This window comes from Nonomuraea sp. ATR24 (assembly GCF_041950485.1).
Lineage (GTDB): Bacteria > Actinomycetota > Actinomycetes > Streptosporangiales > Streptosporangiaceae > Nonomuraea > Nonomuraea ceibae.
On sequence record NZ_JBGNUU010000019.1, the window covers coordinates 159,663 to 171,480 of the forward strand.

At 70.0% G+C, this 11,818-nt stretch carries 14 protein-coding genes; 12 read left to right on the top strand and 2 right to left on the bottom strand.

Annotated features, from left to right (window positions below; translation table 11 throughout):
* Positions 1-4: 4 nt before the first annotated feature.
* The 11 genes from ACBI99_RS35410 to ACBI99_RS35460 all read left to right on the top strand — a co-directional run bounded on the left by ACBI99_RS35410 (position 5) and on the right by ACBI99_RS35460 (position 8,614).
* A complete protein-coding gene (locus tag ACBI99_RS35410; RefSeq protein WP_219501360.1) occupies positions 5-1,081 on the top strand; it encodes a zinc-dependent metalloprotease in 1,077 nt (358 codons plus the stop codon).
* 213 nt (positions 1,082-1,294) lie between these two features.
* A complete protein-coding gene (gene tilS, locus ACBI99_RS35415; RefSeq protein WP_375074452.1) occupies positions 1,295-2,251 on the top strand; it encodes a tRNA lysidine(34) synthetase TilS in 957 nt (318 codons plus the stop codon).
* A gap of 11 nt (positions 2,252-2,262) precedes the next feature.
* Positions 2,263-2,814, top strand: a complete 552-nt coding sequence (hpt, locus tag ACBI99_RS35420) for a hypoxanthine phosphoribosyltransferase (protein WP_375074453.1) — start codon at positions 2,263-2,265, stop codon at positions 2,812-2,814.
* Positions 2,815-3,051: 237 nt separating this feature from the next.
* Positions 3,052-5,046, top strand: a complete 1,995-nt coding sequence (ftsH, locus tag ACBI99_RS35425; protein ID WP_219501365.1) for an ATP-dependent zinc metalloprotease FtsH — start codon at positions 3,052-3,054, stop codon at positions 5,044-5,046.
* Entirely contained in the window at positions 5,043-5,621 is a 579-nt protein-coding gene (gene folE / locus ACBI99_RS35430) for a GTP cyclohydrolase I FolE (protein ID WP_219501367.1), read from the top strand. The genes ftsH and folE overlap by 4 nt, the downstream gene beginning before the upstream one ends.
* A 146-nt stretch (positions 5,622-5,767) precedes the next feature.
* Complete coding sequence (gene folP, locus ACBI99_RS35435) at positions 5,768-6,574, top strand: dihydropteroate synthase (RefSeq protein WP_219501645.1); 807 nt, start codon at positions 5,768-5,770, stop codon at positions 6,572-6,574.
* Entirely contained in the window at positions 6,571-7,017 is a 447-nt protein-coding gene (locus ACBI99_RS35440) for a nuclear transport factor 2 family protein (protein ID WP_219501370.1), read from the top strand. The genes folP and ACBI99_RS35440 overlap by 4 nt, the downstream gene beginning before the upstream one ends.
* Positions 7,007-7,372 carry a dihydroneopterin aldolase gene (gene folB, locus ACBI99_RS35445; RefSeq protein ID WP_372455345.1) on the top strand — a complete coding sequence of 122 codons (366 nt, stop codon included), beginning with the start codon at positions 7,007-7,009 and terminating at the stop codon, positions 7,370-7,372. Before ACBI99_RS35440 ends, folB begins: the two co-directional genes overlap by 11 nt.
* Positions 7,369-7,872: a 2-amino-4-hydroxy-6-hydroxymethyldihydropteridine diphosphokinase gene (gene folK, locus ACBI99_RS35450; protein WP_219501376.1), complete on the top strand. Its 504-nt coding sequence runs from the start codon at positions 7,369-7,371 to the stop codon at positions 7,870-7,872. Before folB ends, folK begins: the two co-directional genes overlap by 4 nt.
* Entirely contained in the window at positions 7,869-8,324 is a 456-nt protein-coding gene (locus ACBI99_RS35455) for a DUF3180 domain-containing protein (RefSeq protein ID WP_219501378.1), read from the top strand. The genes folK and ACBI99_RS35455 overlap by 4 nt, the downstream gene beginning before the upstream one ends.
* Positions 8,325-8,401: 77 nt before the next feature.
* Positions 8,402-8,614, top strand: a complete 213-nt coding sequence (locus ACBI99_RS35460) for a hypothetical protein (protein ID WP_375074454.1) — start codon at positions 8,402-8,404, stop codon at positions 8,612-8,614.
* A gap of 7 nt (positions 8,615-8,621) precedes the next feature.
* On the opposite strand, the gene ACBI99_RS35465 is transcribed toward ACBI99_RS35460, so the two are convergent.
* Positions 8,622-9,716, bottom strand: a complete 1,095-nt coding sequence (locus tag ACBI99_RS35465) for an acyltransferase (protein WP_375074455.1) — start codon at positions 9,714-9,716, stop codon at positions 8,622-8,624.
* On the bottom strand, positions 9,713-10,858 hold the full coding sequence (locus tag ACBI99_RS35470; protein ID WP_219501384.1) for an NADH-quinone oxidoreductase subunit D: 1,146 nt from the start codon (positions 10,856-10,858) through the stop codon (positions 9,713-9,715). The genes ACBI99_RS35465 and ACBI99_RS35470 overlap by 4 nt, the downstream gene beginning before the upstream one ends.
* 101 nt (positions 10,859-10,959) lie before the next feature.
* Here ACBI99_RS35470 and ACBI99_RS35475 point away from each other — a divergent pair, with 101 nt between their 5' ends.
* Positions 10,960-11,688, top strand: a complete 729-nt coding sequence (locus tag ACBI99_RS35475; RefSeq protein ID WP_219501386.1) for a DoxX family protein — start codon at positions 10,960-10,962, stop codon at positions 11,686-11,688.
* The last annotated feature ends 130 nt before the right edge of the window (positions 11,689-11,818 follow it).

Genomic DNA, 11,818 nt, shown 5'->3' on the forward strand with positions numbered 1-11,818 from the left:
CGTTATGCAGGTGATCGACTGGGATCTGGCCGTCACGACCGGCACGCGCCTGGTGCGCCCCGGTCCCCAAGTGAGCCGGGAGGAGGCCAGGCAGGCCGTCGCCGAGCTCCGCACGCTCTCGCGCGAGGCCGAAGGCCACGTACGCGAGTTCACCAAGATCCACACCGAGACCGCGCCACAGCCCGCGACCATCGTCGACCGGCCCGGCTGGATCCGGGCCAACGTCGAAGGCTTCCGCGTCGTGCTGGAGCCCCTCACGCAGAAGGTCGCCAACGGCGCCAACCCGCCGCCCGCGATCATCTCCGCCGTCGGCTCCCGCATCACCGGCGTCGAGGTCGGCGCCGTCCTCGCCTTCCTCGCCACCCGGGTCCTCGGCCAGTACGAGCTGTTCCTGCCGCCCGACCCCAGCGGACGCGAGCCCGCCGGCCGCCTCACGCTCGTCGCGCCCAACATCGTCAACGCCGAGCGCGAGATGAACGTCAACCCGCACGACTTCCGCCTGTGGGTCTGCCTGCACGAAGAGACCCACCGGGTCCAGTTCACCGGCGTCTCCTGGCTGCGCGAGTACGTCCGGTCCCAGATGACCGACTTCCTGCTCGCCTCCGACCTCGACCTGCCCACGCTCGTCGACCGCCTGCGCGGCGCCGCCGACACCGTCGCCGACGTCGTCCGCGGCGGCGAGGGCAACCTCATCGACGTCATCCAGTCGCCCCAGCAGAAGGAGATCCTCGACCGGCTCACGGCTGTCATGACCCTCGTCGAGGGGCACGGCGACTACGTGATGGACGCCGTCGGGCCCTCCGTCGTGCCGTCGGTCGCCGACATCCGCGCCAAGTTCGCCCAGCGCCGCGAAGGCGGCTCCCGCCTCGACCGCACCATCCGCCGCCTGCTCGGCATCGAGCTCAAGATGAAGCAGTACGCCGAAGGCTCCGCCTTCGTCCACCGCGTCGTCGGCCAGGCCGGCATGGACGGCTTCAACCGCGTCTGGACCTCACCCAACACGCTGCCCACCCCGGCGGAGATCTCCGACCCGGACGCCTGGATCCGCCGCGTCATCGGCACCCCCGCCCTCCCCAGCTGACCCCCCCGGCCCGGCCGCCTGACGGCAGCCGGTCGTCCATCGGGAAAGGCGTGCCTTCAGTGGCGCACCCTCGAACGGCCCTCCGCCCTCCCCTCCGGCGCCGGGTCGGTGGGGTGATGGTCGGTGGAGCTCGGCGCTCTCGTACGGGTTGACGGCCCGGGCGGGGAGAATGGGGCTGTGGGACCGCATCCGGCTGTAGCCGATGTTCGCAGGATGGTGCGTGAGGCGCTGGCGGACGTGCCCGAGGGGGCGCTGGTGCTCGTGGCGTGCAGTGGGGGCGCCGATTCGCTGGCGTTGGCGGCGGCGACGGGGTTCGTGGGGCCGAGGGCGGGGCTGCGTACGGGGCTCGTGAGCGTCGATCACCAGCTTCAGGAGGGTTCCGGGGAGCGGGCGGCGCGGGTGGCGGCGTTGGCGGGGGAGCTGGGCCTGGGGTTCGGTGAGATGCGGGCCGTGGTGGTGGGCACGGCGGGCGGGCCGGAGGCGGCGGCCAGGGATGCGCGTTATGCCGCGCTGGGCGAGGCGGCCGAGGCTCATGGGGCGGCGGCGGTGCTGCTGGGGCACACGCGTGACGATCAGGCGGAGACCGTGCTGCTGGGCCTGGCGAGGGGGAGCGGGCTGCGGTCGATCGCGGGGATGGCGGCGGTGTCGGGCGTCTATCGGCGGCCGTTCCTGGAGCTTTCGCGGGCGACGACGGTGGCGGCGTGCGAGGCGCTGGGGCTGGCTCCGTGGCAGGATCCGCACAACGACGATCCGCGGTTCACGCGGGTTCGGGTGCGGGCGGTGGCGCTGCCGGTTCTGGAGAGGGAGCTGGGGCCGGGGGTGGCGGAGGCGTTGGCGCGGACGGCGGGGCTGGCGCGTGAGGACGCGGACGCGCTCGATCAGTGGGCCGAATCGGTGTACCAGGATTGCGCTCTAAGCGATATCGCCGGAAACGTGACGCTGGCCGTACGGGCTCTGGAAGGGGTCCCCGGGGCCGTACGGACACGAGTGCTGCGGCGGGCGGCGCTCGCGGCGGGAGCGCCCTCCGGGGCGCTCTCGGCGGGGCACGTGCGGGCGGTGGAGCGGCTGATCACGCGGTGGCACGGGCAGAAGGCGGTGGACCTGCCCGGGGGTCTGAGCGCCGTCCGGCGGTATGGCACCCTGATAGTCGCCATCCGTCCCATCGCGTAAGGAACCAACAGGTGGACGCTGCCGACATGGGCAAGGATCTGGAGAAGATCCTCATCCCGGAGGACGAGCTCCAGGCCAAGATCAAGCAGCTTGCCGGGCGCATCGACGAGGACTACGCGGGCCAGGAGCTGCTGCTCGTGGGCGTGCTCAAGGGCGCCGTCATGGTGATGGCCGACCTGGCCAGGGCGTTGCACGTGCCGGTGCAGATGGACTGGATGGCGGTGTCGTCCTACGGGGCCGGCACCAAGTCGTCGGGCGTCGTGCGGGTGCTGAAGGACCTCGACACCGACATCATGAACCGCCACGTGCTCATCGTGGAGGACATCATCGACTCCGGTCTGACCCTCCACTGGCTGCTGGAGAACCTCAAGTCGCGCAACCCGGCCTCGCTGGAGATCTGCACGGCGCTGCGCAAGCCCGACGCGGTCAAGGTGCCGATCGACGTCAAGTACGTGGGCTTCGACATCCCCAACGAGTTCGTGATCGGCTACGGCCTCGACTACGCCGAGCGATACCGGAACCTTCCGTTCATCGGGACCCTCGCGCCGCACGTTTACCGCTAGCAATCCTGACTGTGGCCGGGAACACCGCGTGCCTTGACGTACGTTGGTAGGGCAAGACCGGTGTAGCGGGCGGTCCCTCCGTGCGCTCCTCCGGTGTACCTTCTGACTCCGGGAGGGTGACCCTGCGTCCCCTTCGGGTAGTCAGAAGTCGCGGTGTCGGATGCCGCGGCCCCGGGATTTCCCGGGGTTCCAGGCCATGGTCAGGAAGGGACGGGCCCGCAAGGGGTTCCGCATCGGATGGATCTCAAGCGATTTACACGTGGGCCACTGCTGTGGATCCTGGGCATCGTCGTGCTGCTCCTGCTCGTCACCCAGCTCTGGAGCGGCGGCGGCAACTACAAGCAGGCCGACACGTCAACGGTGCTCCAGCAGATCCGCACCGGCAATGTCAGCAATGCCAAGATCATCGACAAGGACCAGCGGATCGAGCTGACGCTGCACAGCCCGATCCAGGTCGGCGGCAGCGGCACGCCGACGAAGACGATCCAGTCTGACTGGGTCACCGGCTACGGCGCAAAGCTGACCGACGAGCTGCAGGCGCAGGTCGACGCCAAAAAGACCAAGAGCTTCGCGACCGACGTGCCCCAGGAGAGCTTCCTGGTGAGCCTCCTGCTCAGCTTCCTGCCGATCGTCATCATCGTGCTGATCTTCCTGTTCATCATGAACCAGATGCAGGGCGGCGGCAGCCGGGTGATGAACTTCGGCAAGTCCAAGGCCAAGCTGATCACCAAGGACACCCCCAAGACCACGTTCGCCGACGTCGCAGGCGCGGACGAGGCCATCGAGGAGCTTCAGGAGATCAAGGAGTTCCTGCAGGCCCCGGCCAAGTTCCAGGCGATCGGCGCCAAGATCCCCAAGGGCGTGCTGCTTTACGGCCCGCCCGGCACCGGCAAGACCCTGCTCGCCCGCGCGGTCGCGGGTGAGGCGGGCGTGCCGTTCTACTCGATCTCCGGCTCCGACTTCGTCGAGATGTTCGTCGGCGTCGGCGCCTCCCGGGTGCGTGACCTGTTCGAGCAGGCGAAGGCCAACGCCCCGGCGATCATCTTCATCGACGAGATCGACGCCGTCGGCCGCCACCGCGGCGCCGGCCTGGGCGGCGGTCACGACGAGCGCGAGCAGACGCTCAACCAGCTCCTCGTCGAGATGGACGGCTTCGACGTCAAGGGCGGCGTGATCCTCATCGCCGCGACCAACCGGCCCGACATCCTCGACCCGGCGCTGCTGCGTCCTGGCCGGTTCGACCGGCAGGTCACCGTCGACCGTCCCGACCTGGAGGGCCGTAAGGGCATCCTCAAGGTGCACGGGCGCGGCAAGCCGTTCGCGCCGGGCGTCGACCTCGACGTCATCGCCCGCCGCACTCCCGGGTTCACCGGCGCCGACCTGGCCAACGTGATCAACGAGGCCGCGCTGCTCACCGCGCGTGCCGACGAGAAGCTGATCACGATGGACATGCTGGAGGAGTCGATCGACCGTGTCATGGCAGGGCCCGAGCGCAAGACGCGGGTCATGTCTGACAAGGAGAAGAAGATGATCGCCTACCACGAGGGCGGTCACGCGCTGGTGGCGCACGCGCTGCCGAACTCCGACCCGGTGCACAAGATCACGATCCTGTCCCGGGGTCGCGCGCTCGGCTACACGATGACGCTGCCGATGGAGGACAAGTTCCTGGCCACCAGGTCGGAGATGATGGACCAGCTCGCGATGCTGCTGGGCGGCCGCGCGGCGGAGGAGCTCGTCTTCCACGAGCCCACCACCGGCGCCTCCAACGACATCGAGAAGGCCACGGCCGTCGCCCGCCGCATGGTGACCGAATACGGCATGAGCGAGCAGCTCGGCGCCCGTAAGTTCGGCAGCGGTCAGGCCGAGGTGTTCCTGGGCCGCGAGATGGGCCACGAGCGCGACTACTCCGAGAAGATCGCCTCCACGATCGACGAGGAAGTCCGCCGGATGATCGAGACGGCGCACGACCAGGCGTGGGACATCCTGGTCGAATACCGCGACGTGCTCGACAACCTGGTGCTCGAGCTCATGGAGAAGGAGACGCTCTCCCGCGCCCAGGTGCTGGAGATCTTCTCCCCGGTGGTCGTCAAGGAGCACCGTCCCTCCTACGCGGGCTACGGCAAGCGGCTGCCCTCCGACCGGCCGCCGATCCTGACGCCGAAGGAGCAGTCGGCCAACGGCTCGCTCACCTCGGGCCACCAGGACGCGCTGCCTTCCGGGGACAGTGCGTGAAGCCGCACGACGTAGATTTCGGCCGGATCGAGAAGGCCGTCCGCGAGATCCTGTACGCCATCGGCGAGGATCCCGACCGCGACGGCCTTCTCGAGACGCCCGCCCGTGTCGCCCGCGCCTACGCCGAGCAGTTCTCCGGCCTGCACCAGACCCCGGAAGACGTGCTCAACAAGGTCTTCGACGTCGACCACGACGAGATGGTGCTGGTCAAGGACATCGAGGTCTACTCAACCTGTGAGCACCATTTGGTGCCTTTTTACGGGTCGGCCCACGTCGGCTACATCCCGAACGACCAGGGTCAGGTGACGGGCCTGTCGAAGCTGGCCAGGCTGGTCGACGTGTTCGCCCGCCGGCCGCAGGTCCAGGAGCGGATGACGTCGCAGATCGCCGACGCGATCATGCGGGTGCTGGAGCCGCGCGGCGTCATCGTCGTGGTCGAGGCCGAGCACCTGTGCATGACCATGCGGGGCGTGCGCAAGCCCGGCGCCAAGACCGTCACGTCGGCCGTCCGGGGCGACTTCCGCACCAGCGACAAGACCCGCGCCGAGGCGATGGCGCTGATCCTGGGACGCTGACGCCTGACCGCGCCGCATGCATTCCGCCGGGGATGGATCGTTATCCACAACCAGGGACCCGCGATATCACCAGGTATGGGCGAGCGCCTAGGCTTGGCCTCATGACGAGAGTGCCGGGGCTGGGCGACGAGGACCGGTGCCTTGTCATGGGCGTCGTCAACGTGACCCCTGACTCGTTCTCCGACGGCGGTCTCTGGTTCGACGAGGGCGTGGCGATCCGCCGCGGCCTGGAGCTGGTCGCCGAGGGGGCCGACATCGTCGACGTGGGCGGCGAGTCCACCAGGCCGGGCGCCGCCAGGGTGTCGCTGGAGGAAGAGCTGGCCCGCGTGGTGCCCGTGATCAGGGCGCTCAACGCGGAGGGCGTGGCCGTCAGCGTCGACACGATGCGCGCCGAGGTGGCCAGGGCCGCCGTCGAGGCGGGCGCGCGGCTGGTCAACGACGTGAGCGGCGGCCTGGCCGATCCCGCCATGCCGCGCGTGGTCGCCGCCACCGGCGTCCCCTACGTGGTGATGCACTGGCGCGGCCACAGTCAGGACATGGACAGCCGCGCCGTCTACCACGACGTGGTCACCGAGGTGCGCGAGGAGCTCGCCAAGCGGGTCGACCTGGTGCTCGCCGAGGGCGTGTCCGAGGAGCAGATCGTGCTCGACCCCGGCCTCGGCTTCGCCAAGAACGCGGCGCACAACTGGGCGCTGCTGGCCGGCACGCAGCAACTCGCCGAGCTCGGCTATCCGCTGCTCATCGGGGCCTCACGCAAGAGGTTCCTGGGGCGGCTGCTGGCCGGCGCCGACGGCACCCCCCGCCCGTTCAGCGGCAGCGACGACGCGACCCTGGCCGTGACCGCGCTGGCGGCCCGTGAGGGCGCCTGGTGCGTACGGGTCCACCACGTAGGTCCCAACGCCGACGCCGTGCGCGTGGCCGCAGCATGGAAGAGAGCCGGAGCCAACACATGAGCGTCGACACCGCCGCCATCGAGACGGTCAACCAGGACTTCTACACCGCGATCGAGGACGGCAACCTCGACAGGATGACCGAGATCTGGGCCGAGGACACCGCCGACGACCAGGTGAGCTGCGTGCATCCCGGCTGGACCCTGCTGACGGGCCGCTCGGAGGTGCTGCGGTCGTGGGCGCTGATCATGGCCAACACGACCTACATCCAGTTCGTGCTCACCGACGTCAACACCACGGTGCTGGGCGACGTGGCCGTGCTCACCTGCGTGGAGAACATCCTCACCGCGGGCGAGGAGGGCGAGTCGAGTTTCGCCGCCGGCAAGGTGGTGGCCAGCAACGTCTACATCCGCACGGGTCAGGGCTGGCGGCTGTGGATGCACCACGGCTCGCCGGTGCTGCAGGGCGATGACGACGAGGAGGAGGAAGGCGAGCTTGAGCGCTGACCGGATCGCGCTGAAGGGCCTGCGGGCCCGGGGGAGACACGGGGTGCTCGCGGCCGAGCGTGAGCTGGGGCAGGAGTTCGTCGTCGACGTGACGCTGTTCCTCGACACCGCGCCGGCCGCGGCCGGTGACGACCTGTCCAGGACCGTCGACTACGGCGAGCTGGCCCAGGACCTGGTCAAGGTGGTCGAGGGCGAGCCGGTTGACCTGATCGAGACGCTCGCGCAGCGGCTGGCCGACGTCTGCCTGGCCCGGGAGCTCGTCGAGTCGGTCGAGGTGAGTGTGCACAAGCCGGCGGCGCCGATCCCGCTGCCGTTCGGCGACGTGGTGGTGACGATCGAGCGGAGGCGCGCATGAAGGTCGTCCTCGCCCTGGGCGGCAACCTGGGGCGGCGGTTCCTGACGTTGCAGGGGGCCGTCGACACGCTGTTCGACGCGCCGGGGCTGGAGTTCGTCGCGGCGTCGCCGGTCTACGAGACCGATCCGGTGGGCGGTCCGGGGGGCCAGCGCCCTTATCTGAACGCGGTGGTCGTGGCGGAGACCACGCTGCCGCCGCGCACGCTGCTGGAGCGGGCGCAGAGCGTGGAGAACGCGTTCGGGCGGGTGCGCCAGGAGCGGTGGGGGCCGCGCACGCTCGACGTCGATCTGATCATGGTGGGTGACACGGTCAGCGACGACCCGGAGCTGACGCTGCCGCATCCTCGGGCGCACGAGCGGGCGTTCGTGCTGGTGCCGTGGGCGGCGGCCGACCCTGACGGTGAGCTGCCGGGGCGGGGCCGGGTGGCCGACCTGCTCGTGGGCCTGGACCGGCGGGGTGTGCGGTTGCGCGAGGACCTGAAGCTGCAGAGGCCGGATTGAGGCCGACCCGGCCCGGCGTGCTCGTCGGGCTCATCGTCGTGGTCGCGCTGATCGCCTGGGGCGTGGTGCGGCTGGTCTACGTCGATCTGGTGCTGGTGCCGTGGACGGCGATCCCGACGATGCTGCTGCTGGCGATCGGCGAGGCCTACACCGCCTGGATGACGAAGGCGCGGATCGCCCGCAAGCCGGGCACCAAGCCGGTCGAGCCGCTGGCGGTGGCCCGGCTGGCGGCCCTGGGCAAGGCGTCGGCCTACGGCGGCGCGGTGTTCGCGGGGCTGTTCGGCGGCTTCGCGCTGCACACGGTGCAGCTCTTCGCCAAGGAGACGCCGCGGTCGGAGTTCTTCGTCTCGACGGGCTCGTTCCTGTCGTGCGTGGCGTTGATCGTGGCGGCGCTCTTCCTGGAGCACGCCTGCCGCGTCCCGAAGGATCCGGAGGATCAGCGGCCCGGCTAGCCGCTCGTCCTCCTGGCGTCGTAGGTCTGGCGCCACTGTTCGGCGGGCGCGTCCTGCCGGCCGAGATGCTGTGCGAGATGCTTGCCACCGTGCCCACCGAGGGCTGGATCCCCGGCACCCGCTACGGTCTGGGCGTCTTCGAGCAGGAGCTGCCCTGCGGCGCCACCTACGGCTCCTGGTGCTACAGCATGGGCGCCCGCGACGGCGGCCACCGCCTCACCGCCCAGGTCAACGGCGACTGGGCGCCGCTCAGCGTCTTCGACGACGTGCTCGCCGCCGAGTTCTGCTGACAGGCCCTCAGCCGGTGTCCGGCCGCCCGGCGCGGGGGCGGCGGCCGAAGAGGTAGATGACCGGGAGGGTGCAGATCAGCGGGCCGGCGACGGCCAGGGGACGCTCCAGCCACCACCACACGTCCGGCGGCACCTCGGGCGTGAGGCTGCCGAAGAGCCACCAGGACAGGCCGAGCGCGATGGCCATGCCGGTCGTGTGGAAGAGGAACAGCGGCAGCGCGAAACGGTTGATGACGGCGTTGACCCGGTTCCAGCCCGGCCGTTCCAGGACCCGTTCCATGGCCGGGCGCAGCACCTCCACCAGCCCGATCTGGAAGATGAGCAGCGCGACGATGACGAACGTCGGCGGCGCCATGTTGGACCACTTGTCCCCCGGCACGCCCACCATGGAGCCCGGGTAGATGCCCGAGTAGACGAGCCCGAACAGGGCGAACAGCCCGGTCCACAGGATGCCGACGTCGTAGCGGCGGGGCAGGGCGACGATGCGGTCGTAGAAGAAGCCGGCCTGGTGCGCCAGCCCCCACACGATGACCATGTTGAGCCAGCCGGCCCACTCGACGTCGTAGCGGAACCGGACCACGTCGACGACCAGCGCCGCCCCGCCCAGCCAGACGAGGGCCAGCACGTCGTACTTGCGGTGCAGGAGGAGCGCGACGGGGAGGAGCGCGATGAGCACCAGGTAGACGCCGAGGAACCACAGCGGGCTGAGCACGAGCAGCACCACCCGCCACATCCACGGCACGTCGAACAGCCAGGTGACGACGGCGCCGACGGCGACCCACACGCCGATCAGGCCCAGCGCCGGGATCGCCAGCGACCGCAGGCGGCGCCAGACGAAGCGGCCGAGGCCGGTGCCGCGCTCGCACGCCCGGCCCCACGACAGCAGGTGGACGTGCCCGCCGACGTAGAAGAACAGGGGTAGGACCTGGAGCAGCCAGGTCAGGATCCACAGCCCGGAGGTGAAGCCGAGCGGGCTGGTGGGCTCGGGGCCGTGCGGTTTCCACTGCAGGATGGTGAAGGCCCAGTGCCAGACCACCACCACGATCAGGCTCAGCGCCCGCAGCCAGTCGACGTACCTGTCGCGTCGCGGAGGGGAGGTCACTTGTCGATGTCACCCACCACGAAGAACATCGACCCGAGGATCGCCACCATGTCCGAGACCAGGTGCCCGGGCAGCATCTCGCGCAGCACCTGGATGTTGTTGTAGGAGGCGGAGCGCAGCTTCATCCGCCACGGCGTCTTGTCGCCCTTGGACACCAGGTAGTAGCCGTTGATGCCGAGCGGGTTCTCGGTCCAGGCGTACGTGTGGCCTTCGGGGACCTTGAGCACCTTGGGCAGGCGCTGGTTGATCGGGCCCTGGGGGAGCTCGCGCAGCCGCTGGACGCAGGCGTCGGCCAGGTCGAGCGAGACCTTGACCTGCTCCAGCAGCACCTCGAAGCGGGAGTGGCAGTCGCCGGCGGTGCGGGTGACGACGGTGACGGGCAGCTCGGGGTAGGCCAGGTAGGGCTGGTCGCGGCGCAGGTCGATGTCGACCCCGGAGGCGCGGGCGATGGGGCCGCTGACCCCGTACTGCAGGATCTGCTCGCGGGAGAGCACGCCGACGCCCTTGGTGCGGGCCTGGAAGATCTCGTTGCCGTGGATGAGGTTCTCGATGTCGGGGACGCGGCGGCGGGTGTCGGCGACGGCCTGGGCGACCCGGTCGAGCCAGCCGAGCGGCAGGTCCTCCTTGAGGCCGCCGACGCGGTTGAACATGTAGTGCATGCGCCCGCCGGAGATCTCCTCCATGACGGCCTGGATGCGTTCGCGCTCGTCGAAGGCGTAGAAGATGGGCGTCATCGCGCCCAGCTCCAGCGGGTACGAGCCGAGGAACATCAGGTGGTTGAGCACCCGGTTGAGCTCCGCCAGCAGCGTGCGCGCCCAGACGGCGCGGACGGGCGGCTCCATGCCGAGCATGCGTTCGGCGGCCAGCACCACGCCGAGCTCGTTGGCGAACGCCGACAGCCAGTCGTGCCGGTTGGCCAGCACGATGATCTGCCGGTAGTCGCGCACCTCGAACAATTTCTCCGCGCCCCGGTGCATGTAGCCGATGATCGGCTCGGCGCCGGAGATGCGCTCACCGTCAAGAGTGAGCCGCAGGCGCAGAACTCCGTGAGTCGACGGGTGCTGCGGCCCGATATTCAGGATCATGTCCTCGGTGGCCAGCTCCTTGGCCCCGGCACCGATTCCGACCACGCGTTCCGTCATACGGCCCATGCTGCCACCGGCGGGTCGGTCAAGGAACGGTATGGGGGCGCATCGCTGGTCCAGCCAGGGGGATGAGTACTGGAAACGGGGGAGAAAAGACCATGAAAAGGGTTGTGTTCGACATCGCCGCCCTGATCGCACGGGTGGTGATCGGCGTCATCTTCCTGGCGCACGGGCTGCAGAAGTGGCAGGCCGGGCTGGGCGCCACGAGCGGCATGTTCGCCGAGTCGGGCGTGCCGATGCCGCAGCTCGCCGCCGCGTTCGTCACGGTGGCCGAGACGGTCGGCGGCATCCTGCTGATCCTCGGCCTGCTGGTGCGGCCGGCCGCGCTGGTGCTGCTCATCGGCATGATCGGCGCGGCTGTGTTCGTGCACGCGCCGAACGGCATCTTCGTCCAGCAGGGCGGCTGGGAGCTCGTCGGAGCGCTCGGCGCGGCGTCGCTGCTGTTCCTGGCGCTGGGCGGGGGACGCTTCGGCCTCGACGGGATTCTCGGCGTCGTGTACAGGCGCCGGGCCGAGCGGCGGGCGGCCGAGCGGGACGCGGCGGCGGGCGCCACGACGACCGTGGACAGGCCGGCGCCCGACACGAAGGCCGCCTACCCGGACGAACGGCACTCGGTGCCCCGGCAGCCCGCCGAGCACGAGCGCACGCAGGCGGCTGACTACGACCGCACACAGGCGAGCGAGTACGACCGCACGCAGGCCGCCGAGCCCGCCGAGCGTCCGCACCCGGCCGAGCACCGGCCGGGCGGGCTGAGCGAGGAGGACATGCGCGACGTGGACGCGGTGGTGAACGACCAGCCGACGCGCCCGAAGCCGCCGAACCGCTGAGACCTAGATCGCTGATGTGAAATTTGGGTTAGTGATCGTAGGCGATCAGGGATCGTTTCACGGGTGCGCCGATGTTCCAGTTGTGCCAGATGACAGCGTTGAGGGCGAGGATGCGCTGGCTGATGCGTGC

Excerpts from the sequence above, each read along its gene's own strand:
- ACBI99_RS35475 (WP_219501386.1), top strand. The coding sequence starts at position 10,960 with ATGAAAAGGGTTGTGTTCGACATCGCCGCCCTGATCGCACGGGTGGTG.
- ACBI99_RS35410 (WP_219501360.1), top strand. The coding sequence starts at position 5 with ATGCAGGTGATCGACTGGGATCTGGCCGTCACGACCGGCACGCGCCTG.
- tilS (WP_375074452.1), top strand. The coding sequence starts at position 1,295 with ATGGTGCGTGAGGCGCTGGCGGACGTGCCCGAGGGGGCGCTGGTGCTC.
- folP (WP_219501645.1), top strand. The coding sequence starts at position 5,768 with ATGGGCGTCGTCAACGTGACCCCTGACTCGTTCTCCGACGGCGGTCTC.
- ACBI99_RS35460 (WP_375074454.1), top strand. The coding sequence starts at position 8,402 with ATGCTTGCCACCGTGCCCACCGAGGGCTGGATCCCCGGCACCCGCTAC.
- ACBI99_RS35440 (WP_219501370.1), top strand. The coding sequence starts at position 6,571 with ATGAGCGTCGACACCGCCGCCATCGAGACGGTCAACCAGGACTTCTAC.
- folK (WP_219501376.1), top strand. The coding sequence starts at position 7,369 with ATGAAGGTCGTCCTCGCCCTGGGCGGCAACCTGGGGCGGCGGTTCCTG.
- ACBI99_RS35470 (WP_219501384.1), bottom strand. The coding sequence starts at position 10,858 with ATGACGGAACGCGTGGTCGGAATCGGTGCCGGGGCCAAGGAGCTGGCC.
- ftsH (WP_219501365.1), top strand. The coding sequence starts at position 3,052 with ATGGATCTCAAGCGATTTACACGTGGGCCACTGCTGTGGATCCTGGGC.